Raw genomic sequence first — 25,397 nt, 5'->3', positions numbered from 1 at the left:
CGGTCTGTCGTTTGCGGCCCACGCTGGCGGGGCGCGCGGGCGAGGGCCGCAAACGGCAAACCGGGGGCGCGAGGCCCCCGGTTCCGGACTGCCGCTTAGATCAGCGGAACAGCGCCGTTCTGGTCGTCGTCATGCAGCTTCTTGTAGGCCGCGCTCAGCACGTCGTGGTTGACCGCGTCGGTGGACGCCGCGGTGGTGGCCGCCGTGGCCGCCGTCGCGGTGTGCGCCGTCGCGCCGCCGAGCAGGTTGGCTTCCGGCTGGGCGAGCAGGTCGCCCAGCTGCGGCGCGGCTTCCCGCGTCGTGCCATGGACCTGCTGCGTCGCGCCGTCCTTGGTGAACCACACGTCGGACATCTCGCTCGTCGTGCCGTCCGCCTTGGTGTAGCTGGACACCAGGCCGATCAGGTTGCCGTGATCGACGTCCGTGCCCTTGGTCGCGCCCAGGTTCAGGTCGACGATGCCCAGGTCGGTCAGCGACTTGAGCTCACCCGCGTCGGTCTTGCCGTCGTGGTTGGCGTCGACCCAGACCTGCAGGTGGCTGAAGTCCGCGTCCTTGGCGTTGATGTGGCCGTCATGGTTGGCGTCCAGCGAGGCGAGGGCGGCGAAGCCGTCCAGGCCCTTGCGGCCGTTGACCGTGGTGCCCGAGCCGAAGAGCTCGGCGCCGCTGTCGATCGTGCCGTTGCCGTTGCGATCCATCACCAGCAGGCCGTCGTTGCCGCCGACCCAGCCCCACTTGTCGTTGTGACCGGTGGCGTTGAGGTCGAAGTGCACGCCGTCCTTGGCCGCCAGCGTCTGGATGCCGTTGCCATCCAGGTCCAGCATGATCGGCGTGGCCATGAAGTGGGCGTTGATCTGCTCGTCGCTCCAGCCGGCCTTCTGGTCGGAGGTCATCGCCAGCACCTGCTCCATGCTCATGCTGGCCAGGTCCTGCGTGTCCCAGCCGATGAACTGGTCGGAGGTCATCGCCACGATCTGGTCGGTCGACAGGCCCTGGATCTGCACCGAGGTGAGCGCGTGGATGTCGCTCGAGTCCAGCGCCAGGATCTGGTCGGTCGTGAACGCATGCAGCTGCGACGAGGTCATCGTCCCGAAGTGCGTGCTGGTCAGCGCGCCGATGTCGTCCGTGGTGATGGCCGCGATCTGGTCCGTGCCCAGCGCGCGCAGTTGCGCGGTGCTGAATTCATGGACCTGGTCGCTGGTCAGTGCCGCGATCTGGTCGGTGCTGAAGGCGTGGATCGCCGCGGTGCTCAGCGCGTGGATGCCAGCGGTGGAGATCGAGGCGATGTCGGCCGTCTCGATGCCCGCCACCTGCGTCGCGCTCACCGCGCTCCACTGCTGCGAGGTCAGCGCGTGGATCTGATCCGAGCTGAAGGCCTCGAAGTCCGCCGAGCCGAAGGCCACCAGGTTGCCGCTGGCGATCGCCGCCAGGTCACCGGTGTCGATCGCCTGCACCTGGTCGGTGGTGAAGGCGCTCAGCTGGGCCGAGCTCATCGCCACGACCTGCGTCGAGGTCAGCGCCTGCACGTCGTCGGTGGCCAGTTGGCTCACCTGCAGCGTGCTCAGCGCGGCGACCTGCTGCGTGCTCAGCGCCGCGATCTGGTCGGAGCCCAGCGCTTCCAGTTGAGCGCTGTCCAGCGAGCGGATCGCCAGCGTGCTCAGGCTGCGCAGGTCGGCCGACTCGAAGGCCGCCATCTGGTCGGTGGTCAGGCCGTCGACCTGGGCCGAGCTCAGGGCCGCCGCCTGCGACGAGCTCAGCGCCTGGATCGCGTCGGTGCTCAGGGCGCCGATCTGGGCCGAGCCCAGGGCCTGCAGCTGCGCCGAGCTCAGCGCGGCGACGTCGTCCGTCGTCATCGTCGAGATCTGCGTGGTCGTCAGGGCCTGCAGCTGGCTGTTGCCCAGCGCGCGGATCTGGCCGCTGGTCAGCGCGTTCAGGTCGTCGCTGCTCAGGTTGGCGATCTGCGCGGTCGACAGCGCGGCGACCTGGACGGTCGTCAGCGCGGCGATCTGGTCGGAGCCCAGCGCCTCGATCTGGTCGGTGCCCAGGGCGCGCAGGGCGACCGTGGACAGCGAGCGCAGGTCACCGGTCTCCAGCGCGGCCATCTGGTCCGTCGTCAGGCCCTTGACCTGGGCCGAGCTCAGCGCGGCCACCTGGACCGAGCTCAGCGCGATCACCGCCTCGGTGCTCAGCGCGCCGATCTGGGCCGAGCTCAGCGCCTGGACCTGTTGCGAGCTCAGGGCCGCGACGTCGGCGCTCTCCATCGTGGCGACCTGCGTGGTCGTCAGCGCGGCGACCTGCTGCGTCGTCAGCGCGCGGACCTGTGCGCTGGTGAGCGCGTTCAGGTCGTCGCTGGCGAGCGTGCTCACCTGGCCGGTGGTCAGCGCGGCGACCTGCGTCGTCGTCAGCGAGGCGACCTGGTCGGAGCCCAGGGCGCCCAGCTGGTCGCTGGTCAGCGCACGCAGCGCCACCGTCGACAGGGCCTTCAGGTCACCCGATTCCAGGGCGGCCATCTGGTCCGTGGTCAGGCCGGCGACCTGCTTGCTGGTCAGCGCGGCGACCTGCGTCGAGCTCAGCGCCACGACCGCTTCGGTGGTCAGCGCGCCGACCTGGTCGGAGCTCAGCGCGGCGACCTGGTTGGTGGCCAGCGCGGCCACGTCGGCGGTCTCCATCGTGTTGACCTGCGCGGTGGTCAGCGCGGCCACCTGGGCGGTGCTCAGCGCCTTGACCTGCGCGCTGGTCAGCGCGTTGAGGTCGTCGCTGGTCAGGTTGGCGACCTGGCTGGTCGTCAGCGCGGCGATCTGCTGGGTCGTCAGCGCGGCGACCTGGTCGGAGCCCAGCGCTTCCAGTTCGGCCGAGCCCAGCGCGGCGATCTGGCCGGTGGTCAGGGCGCGCAGCTGGCCGGTCGTCAGCGCGGCGAAGTCGTCCGTCGCCAGCTGGCTGACCTGCGTGGTCGTCAGCGAGGCCACCTGCGCGGTGGTCAGCGCCTGGACCTGGTCGGAGCTCAGCGCTTCCAGCTGGTCGCTGCTGAGCGCGCGCAGGGCGAGCGTCGACAGCGACTTCAGGTCACCGCTTTCGATCGCGGCCATCTGGTCGGTGGTCAGGCCGGCGACCTGCCTGCTGCTCAGCGCGGCGACCTGGGCGGAGCTCAGGGCGACCACGGCGTCGGTGCTCAGCGCGCCGACCTGGGCCGAGCTCAGCGCGGCGACCTGGTTGGTGGCCAGCGCCTGCACGTCGGCGGACTCCATCGCGGCGACCTGGGTGGTCGTCAGCGCGGCGATCTGCTGCGTGGACAGCGCCTTGATCTGGCCGCTGGTCAGCGCGTTCAGGTCATCGCTGGTCAGGTTGGCGACCTGGCCGGTCGTCAGCGCGGCGACCTGCTGGGTCGACAGCGCGGCGATCTGGTCGGAGCCCAGCGCTTCCAGCTGGGCCGAGGTCAGCGCCTGCAGGGCGTTGGTGGACAGGGCCTTCAGATCGCCCGTTTCCAGGGCGGCCATCTGGTCGGTGGTCAGGCCGGCGACCTGCTTGCTGTTCAGCGCGGCGACCTGGGCGGAGCTCAGGGCCACCACGGCGTCGGTGCTCAGCGCGCCGACCTGGGCCGAGCTCAGCGCGGCGACCTGCGCCGAGTTCAGCGCGGCGACGTCGTCGCTGGTCATGGTCGAGACCTGGGTGGTCGTCAGCGAGGCGACCTGCGCGGTCGACAGCGCCTTGATCTGCGCGCTGGTCAACGCGTTCAGGTCATCGCTGCTCAGGTTGCTGACCTGGGCGGTCGACAGCGCGGCGACCTGCTGGGTCGTCAGCGCGGCGATCTGGTCGGAGCCCAGCGCGTCGAGCTGGTCGGTGCCCAGCGAACGCAGCGCGGCGGTCGACAGCGACTTGAGGTCGCCCGTCTCGATCGCGGCCATCTGGTCGGTCGTCAGGCCGGCGACCTGCTTCGTGGTCAGCGCGGCGACCTGCGCCGAGCCCAGCGCGACGATCGCGTCGGTGGCGAGGGCGCCGACCTGGGCCGAGCCCAGGGCCTGCACCTGCGCGGTGGTCAGCGCGGCGACGTCGTCGCTGGTCATGGTCGAGACCTGCGTGGTCGTCAGCGCGGCGACCTGCTGCGTGGTCAGCGCCTTGATCTGGCCGCTGGTCAACGCGTTCAGGTCATCGCTGGACAGGTTGCTGACCTGGCCGGTCGTCAGCGCGGCGACCTGCTGGGTCGACAGCGCGGCGATCTGGTCGGAGCCCAGCGCATCCAGCTGGTCGGTGCCCAGGGCCCGCAGCGCGACGCTGGACAGCGACTTGAGGTCGCCGGTCTCGATCGCGGCCATCTGGTCGGTCGTCAGGCCACCGACCTGCTTCGTGGTCAGCGCGGCGACCTGCGAGGAGGTCAGCGCGACGATGGCCTCGGTGCTCAGCGCACCGACTTGCGACGAGCTCAGCGCGGCGATCTGGTTGGTGGCCAGCGCGGCCACGTCGGCCGTTTCCATCGTGTTGATCTGGCCGGTCGTCAGCGCGGCGACCTGCTGCGTGGTCAGCGCCTTGATCTGGGCGCTGGTCAACGCGTTCAGGTCATCGCTGGACAGGTTGCTGACCTGGGCCGTGGTCAGCGCGGCGACCTGCTGGGTCGTCAGCGCGGCGACCTGGTCGCTGTTCAGCGCGTCGAGCTGGGCGGTGCCGAGCGCGGCGACCTGGGCGGTGCCCAGGGCGCGCAGCTGGCCGGAGGTCAGCGCGCCCACGTCATCGGTGGCGAGCTGGCTGACCTGCGCGGTCGTCAGCGCGGCGACCTGCTGGGTCGTCAGCGCCTGGACCTGGTCGGAGCTCAGCGCCTCGAGCTGGTCGCTGGTCAGGGCGCGCAGGGCGACCGTGGACAGCGCCCGCAGGTCGGCCGATTCCAGCGCGGCCATCTGGTCGGTGGTCAGGCCCGCGACCTGCTTGCTGCTCAGCGCGGCGACCTGGCCGGAACTCAGGGCGATGATCGAGTCGGTGCTCAGCGCGCCGACCTGCGACGAGCTCAGCGCGGCGACCTGCTGGGTCGTCAGCGCCGCCACGTCGGCGGACTCCATGGTGTTGACCTGGCCGGTGGTCAGCGCGGCGACCTGCTGGGTCGACAGCGCCTTCACCTGCGCGCTGGTCAGCGCATTGAGGTCGTCCGAGGACAGGTTGCTGACCTGGCCGGTCGTCAGCGCGGCGACCTGCTGGGTCGTCAGCGCGGCGACCTGGTCGGAGTTCAGCGCATCGAGCTGGTCGGTGCCCAGCGCCCGCACGGCGGTCGTGGACAGCGCCTTCAGGTCACCCGTTTCCAGGGCGGCCATCTGGTCGGTGGTCAGGCCCGCGACCTGCTTGCTGCTCAGCGCGGCGACCTGGTTGGAGGTCAGCGCGACCACCGATTCGGTGCTCAGCGCGCCGACCTGGGCCGAGCCCAGCGCGGCGACCTGCTGGGTGGACAGCGCCTGCACGTCGGCGCTTTCCATCGCGTTGACCTGGGCGGTCGTCAGGGCGGCGACCTGCGCGGTGCCCAGCGCCTTGATCTGGGCGCTGCCCAGGGCGTTGAGGTCGTCGCTGGTCAGGCCGGCGACCTGCGCGGTCGTCAGCGCGGCCACCTGGACGGTGCTCAGCGCGGCGACCTGGTCGGAGCCCAGCGCATTGAGCTGGTCGGTCGACAGGGCGCGCAGCGCGGCGCTGTTCAGCGCGCGCAGGTCACCGGTCTCGATGGCGGCCATCTGGTCGGTGGTCAGGCCCGCGACCTGCTTGGTCGTCAGCGCGCCGACCTGGGCGGAGCCCAGCGCGACGATCGCTTCGGTGCTCAGCGCGCCGATCTGGGCCGAGCCCAGCGACTGCAGCTGCGCCGTGGTCAGCGCGGCGACGTCGTCGCTGGTCATGGTCGAGACCTGCGTGGTCGTCAGCGCGGCGACCTGCGCGGTCGACAGCGCCTTGATCTGGCCGCTGGTCAGCGCGTTCAGGTCGTCGGAGGACAGGTTGGCGACCTGGGCGGTCGACAGCGCGGCGACCTGCTGGGTCGACAGCGCGGCGATCTGGTCGGAGCCCAGCGCGTCCAGCTGGTCGGTGCCCAGCGCGCGCAGCGCGGCGGTGGACAGCGCCTTCAGGTCACCCGTTTCCAGGGCGGCCATCTGGTCGGTGGTCAGGCCGGCGACCTGCTTGGTCGTCAGCGCGCCCACCTGGGCGGAGGTCAGGGCGGCGACGTTCTCGGTCGACAGCGCGCCAACCTGGGCCGAGCCCAGCGCGGCGACCTGCTGGGTCGACAGCGCCTGCACGTCGGCCGATTCCATGCCGTTGATCTGGCCGGTGGTCAGCGCGGCGACCTGGGCGGTCGACAGCGCGCGGATCTGGGCCGAGCCCAGCGCGTTCAGGTCGTCGCTGGCCAGCGCCTGCACCTGCGCCGTCGTCAGCGCGGCGACCTGGGCGGTCGTCAGCGCGGCGATCTGGTCCGAGCTCAGGGCGTCGATCTGGCTGGTGGTCAGGGCGCGCAGCGCGTTGGTCGTCAGCGCGCGGACGTCCACCGTCTCGATGGCGCCGACCTGGTCGGTCGTCAGGCCGCCGACCTGCTTGGTCGACAGCGGCGCGACCTGCTGCGAGCTCAGCGCGGCGATGTTCTCGGTGGACAGCGCGCCGACCTGGTCGGAGCTCAGCGCGGCGATCTGCTGCGTGGACAGCGCCTGCACGTCGGCGCTTTCCATCGTGTTGACCTGGGCGGTCGTCAGCGCGGCGACCTGCTGCGTCGACAGGGCCTTGATCTGGCCGCTGGTCAACGCGTTCAGGTCATCGCTGCTCAGGTTGCTGACCTGGGCGGTCGACAGCGCGGCCACCTGCTGGGTCGACAGCGCGGCCACCTGGTCGGAGCCCAGGGCGCCGAGCTGGTCGGTGGTCAGCGCGCGCACGGCGGCGGTGCCCAGCGCCTTCAGGTCGCCGGTCTCGATGGCGCCCATCTGGTCGGTGGTCAGGCCCGCGACCTGCTTGGTCGACAGCGCGCCGACCTGCGAGGAGGTCAGGGCGACGATGTTCTCGGTCGACAGCGCGCCGATCTGGTCGGAGCTCAGCGCGGCGATCTGGCCGGAGCTCAGCGCCTGCACGTCCTCGCTGGTCATGTTGGCGATCTGGGTGGTCGACAGCGCCGCGATCTGGGCGGTGCCCAGCGCGCGGATCTGCGCCGAGCCCAGCGCGTTCAGGTCGTCGCTGGACATGGCCTGGACCTGGCCGGTGGTCAGCGCGGCGACCTGGCCGGTCGTCAGCGCGGCGACCTGGGCCGAGCCCAGCGCGTCGAACTGGTCGGTGGTCAGCGAGCGGATCGCGGCGGTGGACATGGCGCGCAGGTCCTGCGTCTCGATCGCGCCCATCTGGTCAGTGGTCAGGCCCGCGATCTGGCGGGTCGACAGCGCGGCGACCTGGGTCGAGCTCAGCGCGGCGACGTTGTCCGTCGACAGCGCGCCGACCTGGGCCGAGCCCAGCGCGGCGACCTGCTGCGTGGTCAGCGCCTGCACGTCGGCGCTTTCCATGGTGTTGACCTGGGCGGTCGACAGCGCGGCGACCTGGGCGGTGCCCAGCGCGCGGATCTGGGCCGAGCCCAGCGCGTTCAGGTCATCGCTGGACATCGCCTGGACCTGGCCGGTGGTCAGGGCGGCGACCTGGCCGGTCGTCAGCGCGCCGACCTGGTCGGAGTTCAGCGCGTCGAACTGGTCGGTGGTGAGCGAGCGGATCGCGGCCGTGGACATGGCGCGCAGGTCGCCGGTCTCGATCGCGCCCATCTGGTCGGTCGTCAGACCCGCGATCTGGCGGGTCGACAGCGCGGCGACCTGCTGCGAGCTCAGCGCCGCGACGTTTTCCGTGGACAGCGCGCCGACCTGGGCCGAGCTCAGCGCCTGCACCTGCTGGGTGCTCAGCGCCTGGACGTCGGCGCTTTCCATGGTGTTGACCTGGGCGGTCGACAGCGCCGCGACCTGGGCGGTGCCCAGCGCGCGGATCTGGGCCGAGCCCAGCGCGTTCAGGTCGTCGCTGGCCATCGCCTGGACCTGGCCGGTCGTCAGCGCGGCGACCTGGCCGGTCGTCAGCGCGCCGACCTGGTCGGAGCTCAGCGCGTCGAACTGGTCGGTGGTCAGCGAGCGGATCGCGGTCGAGGACAGCGCGCGCAGGTCGCCGGTCTCGATGGCGGCGATCTGGTCGGTCGAGAGACCGGCCAGCTGGCGGGAGGTGAGGGTGGCGACCTGGGCCGAGCTCAGCGCGACGATCGCGTCGGTGGACAGCGCGGCGATCTGGGCCGAGCTCAGCGCGGCGATCTGGGCGGTGGTGAAGGCCTGGACGTCGGCGGACTCCATGCCCTGGACCTGGTCGGTCGACAGCGCGGCGATCTGGGCGGTGCCCAGCGCGCGGATCTGGCTGCTGCTCAGCGCGTTCAGCTCATCGGTGGACAGCACGGCGACCTGGCCGGTCGTCAGCGCGCCGATCTGGCTGCTGGACATCGCGGCGACCTGGTCCGAGTTCAGCGCCTGGACCTGGTCGGTCGACAGCGCGCGCACGGTGGCGGTGGACAGCGCCTTCATGTCGTCGGAGCTGATCGCGGCCATCTGGTCGGTGGTCAGGCCCTTGACCTGGGTCGAGGTCAGCGCGCCGATCTGGCCGGAGCTCATCGCCTCGATGGAATCGGAGCTCAGCGCGCCGATCTGGGCGGAGCTCAGCGCGCGCACCTGCGCGGTGGACAGCGCCTGCACGTCGGCGCTGTCGACGCCGGCCAGCTGGTCGGTGGTCAGCGCGGCGATCTGCTGCGTGGTGATGGCGCGGATCTGGTTGGTGTCCAGCGCGGCGATTTCATCGCTGGCCAGCTGGCGGATCTGCTGGGTGGACAGCGCGTTGATCTGGGCGGTCGTCAGCGCGGCGACCTGGTCCGAGTTCAGCGCGGCGACCTGATCGGTGCCCAGCGCCTTGACGGCGGCGGTGCTCAGCGCGTGCACGGCGTCGGAGGTCAGCGCGGCGGCCTGGTCGGAATTCAGCGCGGCGGTCTGGGTGCTGGTCAGCGCGGCGGCCTGGCCGGTGCCCAGAGCGGCGACGCCCTCGGTGGCGAGGGCGGCGACTTGCTGGGAGCTCAGGGCCTTGATCTGCTCGGTCTTGAGCGCCTGCAGGTCATCGGAGGCCAGGCTGTTGATCAGGCTGGTGGAGATGGCGGCCACCTGCTGGGTGCTCAGCGCCCGGATCTGGTCCGAGGCCAGCGCATTCAGGTCGTCGGACTCCAGGTTGCGGACCTGCTGGGTGGTCATCGCGCCGACCTGGCGGGTGGTCATCGCGCCGAACTGGTCGGAGCCCAGCGCATTGAGCTGCGCGCTGGTGAAGGTCTGGACCGCGGCCGTCGACAGGGCGCGCAGGTCGTCGGACTCGATGGCGGCGATGTTGGTCGTCGTGAAGAACGACACCGCCCGGGTGCCGAGCGTCGCGAACTGCGAGGTCGTCAGCGCCTGGAACTGTTCGGTGGAAAACGCTGCCCAGTCTTCGCTGGTCAGGCGCGCCAGGGTCGTCGACGTGAGGGCGGCGATCTGGTCGGTCGTCAGGTTGGTAATCAGCGATGCCATCTTTGGAACTCCGTGAACCTATGGGGGCGGATGCGCCCATAGGCGCGAGGGGATTTGGGTCAGCTTTGGCACCCGACTTCCGGATGCCGTCATCCGGTTTTCGGACGCGGAATGACGAACTTGAGCTAGCCCAGAAATGTTATTTGCCCCCCGCTTAACCTGAACGGAACAAAAGGGCCGGGAGTCGGCCTCAGTTCACGGTTACAGACGGCGCGTAAAGCCCGTGAACGCGGGGGATGGGATGCTTGCCGGGGCAAGGTTCCGGCGGCCAATGAGCGAACGGTCGTTCACTTGTCGCGGCCGGGACATCCAATGGTGATCGGCACTTAGGCGCGACTCTGAAGCACGCGGAGCCCGGGTTTGCCGCGGTGGTGAGGCCGGCGTGAGCCTCGTGGGTGGCTGCAACAAGATGTGAGCCGTGTGAACGAACACCGCTGGCGGGTGGGCCCGGGCGGGGGTGCCGAGGACGCGGAAGGTGTCGTCCGTGACAAGTTCACGGGTTTTCCGAGGGCCCGGAAAGTGGTTTTCGGGAGTTATCTCAAATACACCGGGAATATCGCCGGTGAATTAATGCCGAGGGATTTTCGCGGCGGCCCCGGTTCGTGCGCGCGCCTAATCGGCAGCGCGGCCGGTGGCCTTGAGTCCATTGTCGAAGTGACACCGGACCAGCCTCGCCGCCCGCTCCGGGTCACGGGCGAGCAGGGCATCCAGCATGTCGCGATGCTCCTGCAGCGATTCCTGCAGCCGCCCCTGCTTGAACAGCGAGTGGTGGCGGTTGAGCTTCATCACCCGGCGCAGGTCCGTGATGATCTGCATCCGCCAGCGGTTGCCGTCGATCTCGATGATGCGCAGATGGAAGCGCTCGTTGGCGGCGAAGAAGTGCTCCCGGCCGGCCTCGCCGGCGGCCAGGCTTTCCTCGAGCGCCTGGTGCAGCTGGCGAAGTTCCGCCAGCTCTGGGTCGGTCGCCGTGCGGGCCACGACGGCGGCGGCGTCGCTCTCCAGCAGGGACAGCAGCTGGTAGGCCTCGCGGACGTCGCGCTCGGACATCTCGGTGACGTAGGCGCCGCGGCGCACCCGCATCGTGACCAGCCCTTCGGAGGCCAGCACCTTGAGCGCCTCGCGCATGGGGGTGCGGCTGATGCCGAGCTCGGCGCAGAGCTTGAGCTCGTCGATCCAGCTGCCCGGTTCGAGCTCCTTGGCGAAGATGCGCTGGCGCAGCCGCTCGGCGACCTCCTCATAAAGCGGGGCGCGGGGAGCGAGCGGGGCGGTGAGCGGGCCAGTGACAGGCATGGCGCGGGAGTGTAGCGAATCCGAAATTCATAATTATGAATTCGCGCCACGCTATGATCCGCCGCTTCCAGGAGTCCCCCATGTCGAACGAACACAAGGTCCCCTCCGCCGCGCCGTCCGCCACAAGCGGGACGAACACTCCCCCGGAGTTCGCGCCGGCGACGCTGGAGCAATGGCACAAAGCGGCGGCGAAGTCCGCGCCCGGCGGGGACCCCGCCAAACTGAACTGGCACACCCCCGAAGGGCTGGTGGTCAAGCCGCTGTACACCGCGGCCGACACCCGCGACCTGCCGTACGCGGACACGCTGCCCGGCTTCGAGCCCTTCCTGCGCGGCCCGCAGGCCACGATGTACGCGGTGCGGCCCTGGACCATCCGTCAGTACGCCGGCTTCTCGACCGCCGAGGAGAGCAACGCCTTCTACCGCAAGGCGCTGGCCGCGGGCGGGCAGGGCGTGTCGGTGGCCTTCGACCTGGCGACGCACCGCGGCTATGACTCCGACCATCCGCGCGTGACGGGCGACGTCGGCAAGGCCGGCGTGGCGATCGACTCGGTGGAGGACATGAAGATCCTGTTCGACGGCATCCCGCTGGACAAGGTCTCGGTCTCGATGACGATGAACGGGGCGGTGCTGCCGGTGCTGGCCGGCTACGTCGTCGCGGCGGAGGAGCAGGGCGTCGCGCAGGACCAGCTCAGCGGCACCATCCAGAACGACATCCTCAAGGAGTTCATGGTCCGCAACACCTACATCTACCCGCCCGAGCCGTCGATGCGCATCATCGGCGACATCATCGAGTACACGGCCTCGCACATGCCGAAGTTCAACTCGATCTCGATCAGCGGCTACCACATGCAGGAGGCGGGCGCGAACCAGGCGCTGGAGCTGGCCTTCACGCTGGCCGATGGCAAGGAGTACGTCAAGACCGCGATCGCCAAGGGCATGGACGTGGACGACTTCGCCGGCCGGCTGTCCTTCTTCTGGGCGGTGGGGATGAACTTCTATCTGGAGATCGCCAAGATGCGGGCCGCGCGGCTGCTGTGGTGCCGGATCATGAAGGGCTTCGGCGCGAAGAACCCCAAGAGCCTGATGCTGCGCACGCACAGCCAGACTTCCGGGTGGAGCCTGACCGAGCAGGACCCCTACAACAACGTGGTGCGCACCACCATCGAGGCGATGGCGGCGGTGTTCGGCGGCACGCAGTCGCTGCACACGAACTCGCTGGACGAGGCCATCGCGCTGCCCACCGAGTTCAGCGCCCGCATCGCGCGCAACACGCAGCTGATCATCCAGGAGGAGACCCACATCACGAACGTGATCGACCCCTGGGCCGGCAGCTACATGATGGAGTCGCTGACCCAGGACATGGCCGACAAGGCCTGGGCGATCCTCGAGGAGGTCGACGCCATGGGCGGCATGACCAAGGCGGTGGACTCGGGTTGGGCCAAGCTCAAGATCGAGGCCAGCGCCGCGGAGAAGCAGGCGCGCATCGACAGCGGCAAGGACGTGATCGTCGGCGTCAACAAGTACCGGCTGGCGAAGGAAGACCCGGTCGAGATCCTCGAGGTCGACAACGTCAAGGTGCGCGACAGCCAGATCGCGCGCCTGCGGAAGATCAAGGCCACGCGCGACGGCGCGAAGGTGCAGGCCGCGCTGGCGGCGCTGACCGAGGCCGCGCGCTCGGGCACCGGCAACCTGCTGGACCTGAGCATCCAGGCGATCCGGCTGCGGGCGACGGTGGGCGAGGTCTCGGACGCGCTGGAGGCGGTCTTCGGCCGGCACCGCGCCGACACGCAGAAGGTCACCGGCGTCTACGCGGCGGCCTATGACTCGGCCGAAGGCTGGGCCAAGCTGCAGGACGAGATCGCCGCCTTCGCCGAGGAGCAGGGCCGCCGGCCGCGGGTGATGATCGCCAAGCTCGGCCAGGACGGGCATGACCGCGGCGCGAAGGTTGTCGCCACGGCCTACGCGGACCTGGGCTTCGACGTCGACATGGGGCCGCTGTTCCAGACGCCGGAGGAATGCGCGCGCCAGGCCATCGAGAACGACGTGCACGCCGTCGGCGTGTCGACGCTGGCGGCCGGCCACAAGACGCTGGTGCCGGCCATCATCCAGGCGCTCAAGGAGCAGGGCGGCGATGACATCGTCGTGTTCGTCGGCGGCGTGATCCCGGCGCAGGACTACGACTTCCTCTACGAGGCCGGCGTCAAGGGCATCTACGGGCCCGGCACGCCGATCCCGGCGAGCGCCAAGGACGTGCTCGAGCAGATCCGCAAGACGGTCGCGGCCTGAGCGGAGCGGACCGCGTGAACGCGCCGCTCCCTTCCGACCTCCCGGAGCACCCGCTGGCCGCGCCGCTGCTGGGCGAGCCCGGACCGGCCCAGCGCCGCGCGATGGCCAAGGCCATCACGCTGCTGGAGTCGACCCGCGCCGACCACCGCGCGCAGGCCGACGCGCTGCTCACCGGGCTGCTGCCGCGCACGGGGCGCTCGCTGCGGCTGGGCATCTCGGGCGTGCCGGGCGTGGGCAAGAGCACCTTCATCGAGGCGCTCGGCCTGGACCTGATCGCGCGCGGCCATCGCGTCGCGGTGCTGGCGGTGGATCCGTCGAGCACGGTGTCGGGCGGCTCCATCCTGGGCGACAAGACGCGCATGGAGCGGCTCTCGATGGATCCGCGCGCCTACATCCGGCCCAGTCCGTCCAGCGGCACGCTGGGCGGCGTGGCGGAGAAGACGCGCGAGGCGATGCTGGTCTGCGAGGCCGCCGGCCATGACATCGTGATCGTCGAGACGGTCGGCGTCGGCCAGAGCGAGACGGCGGTGGCGGGCATGACCGACATGTACTGCCTGCTGCAGCTGCCCAATGCCGGCGACGACCTGCAGGCGATCAAGAAGGGCGTGATGGAGCTGGCCGACCTGGTCGTGATCAACAAGGCGGACCTGGACGACGCCGCGGCGACGCGGGCGCAGGCGCAGATCACGTCCTCGCTGCGGCTGTACGGGCTGCATGGCCGGCCCGACCACGCCCATCACGACACGGCGATCTGGCATCCGCGGGTGATGCGGATGTCGGCGCTCAAGGGCGAGGGCGTCGACGCCTTCTGGCGCGCGGTGACCGAGTTCCAGGCGCTCCAGCAGGCCAACGGCGCTTTCGAGGAGAAACGCCAGCAGCAGGCGCTGGCGTGGATGTGGGAGCGCATCCAGTCGGGCCTGAAGCAGCAGTTCAAGGCAGCGCCCGCGGTGCGCGGCGCGCTCGAGGACATCACGGCGCGGGTGCTCGGCGGGCAGCTCGCGGCGTCGACGGCGGCGCGCGAGCTGCTGGCGAGATTTTCCGGAGACAGGAATCCCGAGGATTCAAAGGACCAACGACATGCATGACATCCAACAGATGCTCGAGGACAAGCGCGAGCAGGCGCGCCAGGGCGGCGGCGAAAAGCGCATCGCGGCCCAGCACGCCAAGGGCAAGCTGACCGCGCGCGAACGGCTGGACCTGCTCTTCGACGACGGCACCTTCGAGGAGTGGGACATGTTCGTCGAGCACCGCTGCGTCGACTTCGGCATGGCGGACAACAAGATCCCGGGCGACGGCGTCGTCATCGGCTACGGGATGATCAACGGCCGGCTGGCCTTCGCCTTCAGCCAGGACTTCACCGTCTTCGGCGGCGCGCTGTCCGAGGCCCATGCCGAGAAGATCTGCAAGGTGATGGACCAGGCGATGAAGGTCGGCGCGCCGGTGATCGGCCTGAACGACTCCGGCGGCGCGCGCATCCAGGAGGGCGTGGCCTCGCTGGGCGGCTACGCCGAGGTGTTCCAGCGCAACGTGATGGCCTCCGGCGTGATCCCGCAGATCAGCATGATCATGGGCCCCTGCGCCGGCGGCGCGGTGTACTCGCCGGCGATGACCGACTTCATCTTCATGGTCAAGGACAGCAGCTACATGTTCGTCACGGGGCCCGAGGTGGTGAAGACCGTGACGCACGAGGAAGTGACGGCCGAGGAGCTGGGCGGCGCCTCGACGCACACGGCGCGCAGCGGCGTCGCGGATCTGGCCTTCGAGAACGACGTCGAGGCCATCCTGATGCTGCGGCGCTTCTTCAACTACCTGCCGTTGAACAACCGCGAGAAGGCGCCGTGCCGCCCGAGCGGCGATCCCGGCGCGCGGCTGGATCATTCGCTCGACACGCTGGTGCCGGACAACCCGAACAAGCCCTACGACATGAAGGAGCTGATCCTCAAGGTCGTGGACGACGGCGACTTCTTCGAGCTGCAGGCCGAGAACGCGAAGAACATCCTGACCGGCTTCGCCCGCATGGAGGGGCGGACGGTGGGCATCGTTGCCAACCAGCCGCTGGTGTTGGCGGGCTGCCTCGACATCAAGAGCAGCATCAAGGCGGCGCGTTTCGTGCGCTTCTGCGATGCGTTCAACATCCCGGTGATCACCTTCGTCGACGTGCCGGGCTTCATGCCGGGCACTTCGCAGGAGTACGGCGGCATCATCAAGCACGGCGCCAAGCTGCTCTACGCGTATGCGGAGTGCACGGTGCCCAAGGTGACGGTGATCACGCGCAAGGCCTATGGCGGCGCGTATGACGTGATGAGCTCCAAGCACCTGCGCGGCGACGTCAACTTCGCCTGGCCCAATGCCGAGATCGCGGTGATGGGCGCCAAGGGCGCGGTGGAGATCATCTTCCGCGAGGACAAGAACGATCCGGCCAAGCTGGCCGCGCGCGAGGCCGAGTACAAGGCGCGCTTCGCCAACCCGTTCGTGGCCGGGGCGCGCGGCTTCATCGACGACGTCATCCAGCCGCACGAGACGCGCAAGCGCATCTGCCGCTCGCTGGTGATGCTCAAGGACAAGCAGCTCGAGAACCCGTGGCGCAAACACGGGAACATCCCCCTCTGACCGGCGCGCAGGAGACGCAGAACATGTTCAAGAAGATCCTGATCGCCAATCGCGGTGAGATCGCGTGCCGCGTGATCAAGACGGCGAAGAAGATGGGCATCGCCACGGTGGCGGTGTATTCGGAGGCGGACAAGGACGCCCGCCACGTGGAGCTGGCCGACGAGGCCGTGCTGCTGGGCCCGGCGCCCTCGCGCGAGTCCTACCTGGTGGCCGACAAGATCATCGCCGCGGCGAAGCAGACCGGCGCCCAGGCCATCCATCCCGGCTATGGCTTCCTGTCGGAGAACGAGGACTTCGCGCGCCGCGTGGAGGAGGAAGGCCTGGTTTTCATCGGGCCCAAGCATTACTCGATCGCGGCGATGGGCGACAAGATCGCCTCCAAGAAACTCGCGGGCGAGGCGCAGGTCAACACCATCCCCGGCCACAACCAGCCGATCGAATCACCCGACGAGGCCGTGGCCATCGCCCATCGCATCGGCTACCCGGTGATGATCAAGGCGAGCGCGGGCGGCGGCGGCAAAGGGCTGCGCGTCGCGTTCAACGACAAGGACTGCCACGACGGCTTCACCAGCTGCCGCAACGAGGCGCGCGCGAGCTTCGGCGACGACCGCGTGTTCATGGAGAAGTTCGTCGAGTCGCCGCGCCACATCGAGATCCAGGTGCTGGGCGATGCCCAGGGCAACGTCGTCTATCTGTGGGAGCGCGAGTGCTCGATCCAGCGCCGCCACCAGAAGGTGATCGAGGAGGCGCCGTCGCCCTTCATCAGCGAGGCCACGCGCCGCGCGATGGGCGAGCAGGCGGTGGCGTTGGCCAAGGCGGTGAAGTACCAGAGCGCGGGCACGGTGGAGTTCGTGGTCGGCAAGGACCAGTCCTTCTACTTCCTGGAGATGAACACGCGGCTGCAGGTCGAGCATCCGGTCACCGAGTGCATCACCGGGCTGGATCTGGTCGAGCTGATGATCCGCGTCGCCGCGGGCGAGCCGCTGCCGTTCAAGCAGGACGAGATCAGGCGCGAGGGCTGGGCGATCGAATGCCGCATCAACGCGGAGGATCCATTCCGCAACTTCCTGCCGTCGACCGGCCGGCTGGTGAAGTACCAGCCGCCGGAGACCTCGATGGAGGCGGCCGGCGAGGCGCGCTTCGGCGTGCGCGTGGACACCGGCGTCTTCGACGGCGGCGAGATCCCGATGTTCTACGACTCGATGATCGCCAAGCTGATCGTGCACGGCCGCGACCGCGACGACGCGATCGCCAAGATGCGCGAGGCGCTCAACGGCTTCGTGATCCGCGGCATCTCGAGCAACATCCCGTTCCAGTCGGCGCTGCTGGCGCATCCGGACTTCCGCTCGGGCGACTTCAACACCGGCTTCATCGCGCAGCACTACGGCAGCGGCTTCCACGCCGAGGACGTGCCGCACGACGATCCGGACTTCCTGGTGGCGCTGGCCGGCTTCATCCGCCGCAAGGCCCGTGAGCGCGAGGCCGGCATCACCGGCCAGCTGCCGGGGCATGAGGTCCGCATCGAGCACGACTACGTCGCGGTGGTCAACGAAGGGCAGGGCAGCTTCCGGCGGTATCCGCTCAACATCACCGAGTACGTCGGCGCGCAGGGCGAGGCGTTGATCCGCGTCGGCGCCGAGGGCGCGGATGGCGTCGAGGGCCGCGGCCAGGCGCAGGGCGGCGGCAAGTCCTACCGCATGGTCAGCACTTCGCGGCTGAACGACACGCGGCTCTTCGGCACCGTGAACGGACGGCCCTTCGTCGCCCAGGCCGAGCGCGGCACGCCGAGGGCGCCGCTGGCCTATCGCATCCAGCACAACGGGCGCGCGATCGAGGTCACGGTGCTGTCGCCGCGCGCGGCCGAGCTGCACCGGCTGATGCCCTACAAGGCGCCGCCGGACACCAGCAAGCTGCTGCTGTCGCCGATGCCGGGGCTGCTGGTCCACATCGCCGTGCAGCCGGGGCAACTGGTGCAAGCCGGCGAACGGCTGGCGGTGATCGAGGCGATGAAGATGGAGAACATCCTCACCGCGACGCAGGACGTGAAGGTCGCCGAGGTGCTGGCCAAGGTGGGCGAGAGTCTGGCGGTCGACCAGCCGATCGTGCGTTTCGAATGAAGGGGCAGGCCATGACCGCATCCGCAACGACGACCGCAACGACCACCGCATCCACGACCGCCGCGGCGAAGCCCTACCGCATCCTCGGCATCCAGCAGATCGCGATCGGCGGCCCGGACAAGACGGCGCTGCGCCGGCTGTGGGTGGACGTGCTGGGGCTGCAGGTCACCGGCAACTTCGTCTCGGAGCGCGAGAACGTCGACGAGGACATCTGCGCCATCGGCAGCGGGCCGCACAAGGTCGAGGTCGACCTGATGCAGCCGCTGGATCCGGAGAAGAAACCGGCCGTGCATGCGACGCCGCTGAACCACGTCGGCCTGTGGGTCGACGACCTGCCGAAGGCGGTCGAGTGGATGACGGCCAACGGCGTGCGATTCGCGCCGGGCGGCATCCGCAAGGGCGCGGCCGGCCACGACATCTGCTTCATCCATCCGAAGAGCAATGACGAGTTCCCGATCGGGGGCGAGGGCGTGCTGATCGAGCTGGTGCAGGCGCCGGAGGACGTGGTGAAGGCGCTGGGAGGGGGCTGAGCGCGGCGGACCCGGCCGGCCCGGCGTCAGCCGGAGCGACTCAATCGACCAGGATGTTCCGGTTCTTCAGCGTCAGGTGGATCTTGTCGCCGACCGTGTCCTTGTTGAACGGCTTGACGATGTAGCCGGTCGCGCCGAGCTGCGCGGCGCGGATGATGTCTTCCTTGCGGCCCTCGGCGGTGACCAGCAGCACCGGGATCGTGCGCAGCGCGTCGCCTTCGGGTTTGGTGCGCAGCGCCTCCAGCAGCTGGAAGCCGTTCATCACCGGCATGTTGACGTCGCTGAGCACGAAGTGCACCGGCTCGCCGGATTCGGCCGACAGCTCCAGCTGCCGCAGCGCCGCCTTGCCGTCCTCGGCCTCCAGGATCTTTTTGAAGCCGAGCTCGCGCAGCAGCCCGGAGATGATCCGGCGCATGGTCGAGAAGTCGTCGACCACCAGGAAACAGAATTCTTCGCGCTTGATCGTCGTGACCATCTGACACCTCTTCAGGCGGGGAATCGTAGCGCGGCAGGATCCGCGCCCGAGCGCCCGGCGCGCGTCAGGCGACCTCGTCCAGCAGCGCGCCCAGCATCGACGTCGCCGGCGAGCGCCGGCCCACCGGCTCCTCCTCGGCGCGAGCCGTCGTCGGTGCCGTCGGTGCCGTCGGCGGGGCGCTGCGGGCCGCGGCCTTCGCCTGGGCGGCTTCCGCGGCCGCCTTCTGGATCTGCGCGATCTGCTCCATCACCATCTGCATCTGCGTCTGGAGCAGCTTCTGGCGCTTGTCCTTGGCGGACGCGTCCATCGTCGAATCGGTCGCCAGGTCCTTCATCTGCTTCTGCAATTGCTTGAGCTGGGCCTGCAGGCGGGCGATCTGCGCATCGCTGCCCGACCCCGAAGGCGCGGACGTGGACGATCCGGCGGGGGCGGCGGCGGTGGGAACGGCGACATGCATGGAAACTCCTTCGGCAACCCTCGGGATATCGACCGCCGGGGGCAGGTCTTGAGCGTCGTCCGGGCGCATGCCGCGCAGCGTGCCGGCGCGCCTGTCGCCGCGAGGGGCAAGCCCGTGCGGGTAGCATCGCCGGATGAGCGCCACCCGTCCCGATCCCGTCGCCGAGCTGCTGCGGCACGCCGCCACCACCTACATCGCACCGCGCTTCCGCCGCCTGGCGGATGGCGACGTGATGCAGAAGGCGCCCGGGGAATGGGTCACGACGGTGGACCGGGAGGTCGAGGCCTTCCTGACCCCCGAGCTGCGCGCGCTGGTGCCCGGTTCGCGCGTGGTCGGGGAAGAGCAGTGCGCGGAGACCCCGGAGCTGCTGGACCAGCTCGATGAGGGTCAGGTGTGGCTGGTCGATCCGCTGGATGGGACCTTCAACTTCATCTCGGGGCGCGAGCCGCTGTCGTCGATGGTGGCGCTGCTCGAGGATGGCGTGGCGGTCGGCGCCTGGATGCTCGATCCGATCGGCGGCGTGCTGCATCACGCGCGGCGCGGGCAGGGCGCCTGGCGCGAGGGCGAGCGGCTGAAGGCGGCGCCGGGACCCGGGCTGCGCCGCGCGGTCGTCAAGACGCGCTTCCTGCCGCAGGAACACCAGGCCCGTGTGGCGACCTGGCAAGGCGTCGAGATCCTGCCGGGCTTGAACTGCGCGGGTGCGGAATACCCCGCGCTCGTCGAGGGCGCCTTCGATGCGACGCTCTACTGGCGCAAGCTCGCCTGGGACCACGCGCCCGGCACGCTGTTCGTTACCGAGGCCGGCGGCGTCGCCGCGCGGCTGGACGGCGCGCCGTACCGCGCGGGCGACCGCGAGCCCGGGTTGCTCGTGGCGCGCAGCCCCGAGGTGTGGGACGAAGCCGCGGCGGCCTGGAAGGTCTGACCGAGCCTGCGCCGTCGAACACCCCGAGCGGGGAACGCCGATTGCCGCATCACCCGTCGATGACGGCCTCGCTCGCTTCCCTGGACATCGCCCGCCGGCTCGATCGGCTGCCCTGGTCACGCTGGCACTGGCGCGTGGTGCTCGCGCTGGGCGTGGCCTGGGTGCTGGACGGCCTGGAGGTGACGCTGGTCGGCTCCGTCGGCGCCGTGCTGGAGCGACCTGACACGCTGGGTCTGTCCGCGGTGCAGGTCGGCTGGTCCGGCTCGCTCTACCTGGCCGGCGCGATCGTCGGCGCGCTGGTGTTCGGCCGCCTGTCCGACCGGCTCGGTCGCAAACGGCTGTTCCTCGCCACGCTGGCCGTCTACGCCGTCGCGACGCTCGCCACCGCCTTCTCGACCGATTTCGCCTTCTTCGCGCTGTGCCGCTTCGTCACCGGCCTGGGCATCGGCGGCGAGTACGCCGCCATCAACTCCGCCATCGACGAGCTGGTGCCGGCCCGCGTGCGCGGCCGCGTGAACCTGGCGATCAACGGCAGCTTCTGGATCGGTGCCGCGCTCGGCGCCGCGGCCAGCCTGCTGCTGCTGCATCCGGACGTGCTGGGCCCGGTGCGGGGTTGGCGCGTCGGCTTCGCGATGGGCGCGCTGCTGGCGGTGGCCATGGTGCTGGTGCGCCGTCACGTGCCAGAAAGCCCGCGCTGGCTGCTGCGCCACGGTCGCGTCGAGGAGGCGCAGCGCATCCTGGCCGACATCGAGGCGCAGGTCGCCGCCCAGCACGGCCCCTTGCCCGAGGTGCCGCCGGTCGCGCGCCGGGAGCACCGCCGCGCGGTGCCCGACCTGCGCGAGGTGCTGCACGTGCTGCTGCGGCGCTATCGCACGCGCAGCGCCGTGGCGCTGGCGCTGATGCTGGCGCAGGCCTTCTTCTACAACGCGATCTTCTTCAGCTATGCGCTGGTGCTCACCCGCTTCTATGGCGTCGAGGACCACCGCGTGGCGCTCTACATCTTCCCGTTCGCGCTGGGCAATGTGCTGGGGCCGCTGCTGCTGGGGCCGCTCTTCGACCGCGTCGGGCGGCGGCGGATGATCGCGCTGACCTACGGACTGGCCGGCGTGGGCCTGGCCGCCACGGGCGTGGCCTTCGTCGCGGATGTGCTGGACGCGCGCTCGCAGGCGCTGTGCTGGTCGGCGGTGTTCTTCTTCGCGTCCGCCGCCGCGAGCTCCGCCTACCTGACGGTGAGCGAGGTCTTCCCGCTCGAGATGCGCGCGATGGCGATCGCGATCTTCTATGCGGTGGGCACCGGGGCCGGCGGCTTCGCGGCGCCGCTGCTGTTCGGCTGGCTGGTCGAGAGCGCCCAGCGCGGCCAGGTGGCGATCGGCTACGGCATCGGCTCGGCGCTGGTGATCGTGGCCGGCCTGCTGGCGCTGCGTTTCGGTGTCGACGCCGAGTGCAAACCGCTGGAGGACATCGCGCCGTCGATGGACGACGCGCACGATGGGGGCGACGGGCTCGAGGGCGTGTCGCGCGACGCGGTCGCGCGTCGTTAAGCCGCCGGGCGGATCAGCGCTGGCCGAACCAGCGCCGCACGCGGCGCTTCCAATCCAGCCACTGGCGATGGCGCGAGCGGTCGATGCGCTTGACGTCGATCAGCGTGAGGTCCCCGCAAGCCGACATCGTGTGCAGGCCGCTGAGGAACCCGGGATGCGCGAGGTCGCCGGTGAAGGTGGCCGGCAAGGCGCGCACCTCGACGGCCTGCGGCGTGAGCCGGTCGAAGCGCAGCCAGCGCGTCGCGCCGCCGTAGCTGGTGCGGCTGTCCTGCACCGGCAGCGTCACCCGGCCGTCGACGTCGACGAAGGGGGTGCCGGCCGGACGCGCGCCGTCATGCGCGGACCTCACCGGATTCGCCGGGTGAGGCGTCCAGGGACCCTGCAGCGTGTCGGCCCAGGCGACGTGCAATTCGCGCTGGTCGCGCTTGTCGGGCCCGATGACGGCATAGAACATCCACCAGCGCCCCTCGTGCCGCAGCAGCGAGGCATCGACCGCATGCACGCCGGGCAGCAGCGCGCAGACCCGTTCCCAGCGCTCCCAGCGCTCGGCGCCATCCACCGCGCGGTACAGGGCGACCTCGGCGGCCTGGCTGGACTCCGGCACCATCCAGACCTGGCCCTCGTGCTCGAAGACGAAGGGGTAGGAAAGGTGGAAGGGCTGGCGCAGCACCGGCTTGGGCGCGCTCCAGGCGCCGTCGGCCAGGTTCAGCGTGAGGCGCTGCAGGTCGGCGCGCTTGGTCCGGTAGTCGAAATGCTCGACGAAGACATGGAGCGCGTCGCCCTCGCGCAGTGCGAAGGGGTCGGCGTAGTAGCGCCAGTCGCCGGCTTCCGGCATCCAGACGATGCGGTCGCGCAGTTCGCGCAGGCGCTCGGGGCTGAGGCGGTCCAGGCGCTCGGGGACGACGCCGACGGTCCAGAAATCCGACTTCGGCCGCTTAACCACGGGCGTCTTCCACGCTCAGTCCCGCGAGGTCGTGGATCTTGACGCCCTGGCGCGCGAGCGCCTCCTGGTACAGGCCCAGCGTGGCCCGCACCGCGCTGGAGCGGTCGTAGCGGTCCATGTCGTAGTCCACCGGGCGGCGGGCATTGCGGGCGCGCTCGGCCAGCGCGGCGGCGATCGCCTGGCCCATCGCCACGGCGTCATCGACCGGCACGATCGCCGACTGCGCCGGGTCCAGCATTTCGCGCGCGCCCAGCGTGGCCGTCGCCACGATCGGCAACCGCGCGCGCATGGCCTCGAGGATGGCCAGCGGGAACTGTTCCTCGCGCGACGAGGACACGTAGAGGTCCATCTCGCCGAGCAGTTCGTCGATGTTCCAGCGGAAGCCCAGCAGGTGGATGCGCCGGTCGTCGCCGCGCAGCGACTCGAGTTCAGCGCGCTGCGGGCCTTCGCCGATCAGCACCAGGTGCGCCTGCGGCGGCGCATGGCGCTGGAAGGCCTCGATCAGCGTGTGCATGCCCTTGGCCGCGTGCAGCCGGCCGACGCAGCCGATGACCGGCGCGGCCGCCGGAATGCCGAGCTCCTGCCGCAGCGAGCCCGAGGGCGCCTTCGCCGCGCAGGACGCGGGACTGCGTTCCGGCGCCCAGTTGTAGATGACGCGATGCATGCCGCCGAAATCCTTCAAGTGACCGACCTGGGCCGAATTGACGCACACCAGCGCGTCCATCCGCGCATGGTGGTGCGCCTTGTAGCCCACATGGAGCGTGCCGACCCGCACCCGGTCCCGGGCAGCCGCCACCGCCTTGCAGGCCGGGCCCAGGTGGCCGTGGACGATGTCCGCGCCCAGCCGGGCGGCCAGACGCCGGACCCGCGCCCCGCGCAGCACCGGCAGGCGCAGGCCGTGGAAGCGCACGCGCTGGTCGAGCGCATGCCGGACGGCCGAGCCGGCCGGGCCGATCACATGGACGGTGTGGCCCAGCGCCGCCTGGGCGTTGGCCAGGTCGACGCAGTGATGCTCGCCACCGGCGATGCGAGACGAGAAGACCACGTGGACGATGGAAAGTGCGCGCATGACGTCAAAACGGCAAAAAAGCTAAGAAACGTTTCGAGTCTATTTCTTAACAATCAGCAATACGGACGGCACTTCCCCTAGTCGTGGGGTGTACGGGTAGCGCATGTGCAGCAGGTGTGCGCAATTCCCGGTGGGGCATTAACGGCCTGTGAACGCCTGACCCTCGGTCGGGCGGAAGACGGAGCGTCGCGATGAAACCTCAGGTAACCGGCGCTGGCGGTTCCCGGGCGCCGGGGACGGCGCGACGAAGCGCTGTTTCCCGGGGATGAACTGCAGGGGGTGACCACCTGCATGCAGGGTCATTGAAGTTAAGCTAGCGCGCCCTTTTTGCGGCTTGCGCACGAAGGACATTTTTTTACGACCTTGTTTTCTCCGCCGGAGCCCGCTTCATGTTGCGTTTGTCGCTGATCGCCGTTGTCGCCGCGTCCCTGCTTGCCGCCTGCGGCAAGCCTTCCCCCGACAAGCAGGCATCGCCCGCCGCCGCCGCGGCCAGCGCGCCCAGCCTGCTGGTGGCGCCGGAGGACGTGCAGACGCTGGGCGTGAGCGAATACGCCAGCGGCCCGGTCATCACCGGCTCGATCCAGCCGGAGCGCCGGGCCGACCTGCGCGCCGAACTGCAGGCCGTCGTGCTGCAGGTGTTCAAGGAGAACGGCGAGCGGGTGAAGCGCGGCGACCTGCTGGTCCGCCTGGACGACACCGCGATCCGCGACACGGTGCAGTCCGCCGACGAAGCCGCCCGCGCCGCCTCGCAGAGCTTCGAGCAGGCCGAGCGCCAGTACCAGCGCCTGAAGACGCTGCAGGCCCAGGGCATGAGCTCCATCCAGGCGATGGAGGACGCGGAAATCCGCCGCAACAACGCCCAGAGCGACCTGGTGGCCGCCCGCGCCCGCGTGGCCACGGCGCGCCAGCAGCAGCAGCGCACCGAGGTGCGCGCCCCGTTCGACGGCGTCGTCAGCGACCGCAAGGTCTCGCCGGGCGACTCGGCGCAGATCGGCAAGGAGCTGATCAAGGTGATGGATCCGGCGTCGATGCGCTTCGAGGGCCTGGTTTCCGCGGACCGCATGGCCGAGCTCAAGCTGGGCCAGACGGTCTACTTCCGGGTCAACGGTTATCCGCAGGTCGACTTCCAGGGCAAGGTGCGCCGCATCGCGCAGGCCGCCAACGCGAGCACCCGCCAGGTGGAAGTGCTGGTCGACTTCGCCGGCGCCCAGCAGCCGGGTGTGGCCGGCCTGTACGCCGAGGGCCGGGTGCAGACCAACAGCGTCTCGGCGCTGATGGTGGCCGACGGCGCGCTGGTGCGCGAGGGCGACAAGGCCTTCGTCTGGCGCGTGGACGGCGGCAAGGTCGGCAAGTCCGCGGTCCGCCTGGGCGCGCGCGACGACCGCCAGGGGCTGTACGTCGTCACCACCGGCCTGAAGCAGGGCGACCGCATCCTGCGCCATCCCACCAGCACGCTGATCGACGGCCAGCGCGTCGAGTTGACCAAGGCCGCCGTGCCCATGGCCAGCGGCGCCGGGACCAAGTCCGCCGCGCCCGCCGGCGCGGCGCCGGACTTCGCGGCCTCCGCGGCCTCGGGCATCTGACGACCGGCCGGACTCGAGGAG

At 70.2% G+C, this 25,397-nt stretch carries 14 protein-coding genes; 8 read left to right on the top strand and 6 right to left on the bottom strand.

What is annotated here, in order from left to right:
• Positions 1-95: 95 nt before the first annotated feature.
• Both FHT38_RS11230 and FHT38_RS11225 read right to left on the bottom strand, forming a co-directional pair.
• Positions 96-9,551: a hypothetical protein gene (locus FHT38_RS11230; protein ID WP_183491811.1), complete on the bottom strand. Its 9,456-nt coding sequence runs from the start codon at positions 9,549-9,551 to the stop codon at positions 96-98.
• Between the two features lie 612 nt (positions 9,552-10,163).
• Complete coding sequence (locus FHT38_RS11225; protein ID WP_147241804.1) at positions 10,164-10,841, bottom strand: GntR family transcriptional regulator; 678 nt, start codon at positions 10,839-10,841, stop codon at positions 10,164-10,166.
• Between the two features lie 80 nt (positions 10,842-10,921).
• Between FHT38_RS11225 and scpA the strand changes: the two genes are divergently transcribed.
• The 5 genes from scpA to FHT38_RS11200 are packed head-to-tail and all read left to right on the top strand — an operon-like array spanning position 10,922 to position 18,386.
• Positions 10,922-13,129, top strand: a complete 2,208-nt coding sequence (gene scpA, locus FHT38_RS11220) for a methylmalonyl-CoA mutase (protein WP_183491810.1) — start codon at positions 10,922-10,924, stop codon at positions 13,127-13,129.
• Between the two features lie 53 nt (positions 13,130-13,182).
• The gene (gene meaB, locus FHT38_RS11215; RefSeq protein WP_255488789.1) at positions 13,183-14,214 is read left to right on the top strand and encodes a methylmalonyl Co-A mutase-associated GTPase MeaB; all 1,032 of its coding nucleotides are present in this window, start codon (positions 13,183-13,185) and stop codon (positions 14,212-14,214) included.
• Positions 14,207-15,739, top strand: coding sequence for an acyl-CoA carboxylase subunit beta (locus tag FHT38_RS11210; protein WP_183491809.1), 1,533 nt, complete (start codon positions 14,207-14,209; stop codon positions 15,737-15,739). The genes meaB and FHT38_RS11210 overlap by 8 nt, the downstream gene beginning before the upstream one ends.
• A 23-nt stretch (positions 15,740-15,762) precedes the next feature.
• A complete protein-coding gene (gene accC, locus FHT38_RS11205; RefSeq protein ID WP_183491808.1) occupies positions 15,763-17,856 on the top strand; it encodes an acetyl-CoA carboxylase biotin carboxylase subunit in 2,094 nt (697 codons plus the stop codon).
• An 11-nt stretch (positions 17,857-17,867) separates the two neighbouring features.
• Positions 17,868-18,386, top strand: a complete 519-nt coding sequence (locus FHT38_RS11200; protein WP_183491807.1) for a VOC family protein — start codon at positions 17,868-17,870, stop codon at positions 18,384-18,386.
• 40 nt (positions 18,387-18,426) lie between these two features.
• On the opposite strand, the gene FHT38_RS11195 is transcribed toward FHT38_RS11200, so the two are convergent.
• Together FHT38_RS11195 and FHT38_RS11190 are read right to left on the bottom strand one after the other, a co-directional pair.
• The gene (locus FHT38_RS11195; protein ID WP_091724820.1) at positions 18,427-18,861 is read right to left on the bottom strand and encodes a response regulator; all 435 of its coding nucleotides are present in this window, start codon (positions 18,859-18,861) and stop codon (positions 18,427-18,429) included.
• 64 nt (positions 18,862-18,925) lie between these two features.
• Entirely contained in the window at positions 18,926-19,318 is a 393-nt protein-coding gene (locus FHT38_RS11190) for a FlxA-like family protein (RefSeq protein ID WP_175538287.1), read from the bottom strand.
• A gap of 133 nt (positions 19,319-19,451) precedes the next feature.
• Between FHT38_RS11190 and FHT38_RS11185 the strand changes: the two genes are divergently transcribed.
• Together FHT38_RS11185 and FHT38_RS11180 are read left to right on the top strand one after the other, a co-directional pair.
• Positions 19,452-20,240 carry an inositol monophosphatase gene (locus FHT38_RS11185; protein WP_183491806.1) on the top strand — a complete coding sequence of 263 codons (789 nt, stop codon included), beginning with the start codon at positions 19,452-19,454 and terminating at the stop codon, positions 20,238-20,240.
• A gap of 59 nt (positions 20,241-20,299) precedes the next feature.
• Complete coding sequence (locus FHT38_RS11180) at positions 20,300-21,781, top strand: MFS transporter (RefSeq protein ID WP_183491805.1); 1,482 nt, start codon at positions 20,300-20,302, stop codon at positions 21,779-21,781.
• Between the two features lie 13 nt (positions 21,782-21,794).
• Here FHT38_RS11180 and FHT38_RS11175 read toward each other — a convergent pair whose 3' ends face one another.
• Positions 21,795-22,724 carry a glycosyl hydrolase family 43 gene (locus FHT38_RS11175; RefSeq protein ID WP_183491804.1) on the bottom strand — a complete coding sequence of 310 codons (930 nt, stop codon included), beginning with the start codon at positions 22,722-22,724 and terminating at the stop codon, positions 21,795-21,797.
• On the bottom strand, positions 22,717-23,793 hold the full coding sequence (locus tag FHT38_RS11170) for a glycosyltransferase (RefSeq protein WP_183491803.1): 1,077 nt from the start codon (positions 23,791-23,793) through the stop codon (positions 22,717-22,719). Before FHT38_RS11170 ends, FHT38_RS11175 begins: the two co-directional genes overlap by 8 nt.
• 389 nt (positions 23,794-24,182) lie before the next feature.
• On the opposite strand from FHT38_RS11170, the gene FHT38_RS11165 reads away from it, so the two are divergent.
• Positions 24,183-25,376 carry an efflux RND transporter periplasmic adaptor subunit gene (locus FHT38_RS11165; RefSeq protein ID WP_147241974.1) on the top strand — a complete coding sequence of 398 codons (1,194 nt, stop codon included), beginning with the start codon at positions 24,183-24,185 and terminating at the stop codon, positions 25,374-25,376.
• The last annotated feature ends 21 nt before the right edge of the window (positions 25,377-25,397 follow it).

The sequence above is a fragment of the Mitsuaria sp. BK041 genome, from assembly GCF_014193085.1.
Classification (GTDB): domain Bacteria; phylum Pseudomonadota; class Gammaproteobacteria; order Burkholderiales; family Burkholderiaceae_C; genus Roseateles.
This window is presented reverse-complemented; position numbering and strand designations above follow the sequence as displayed.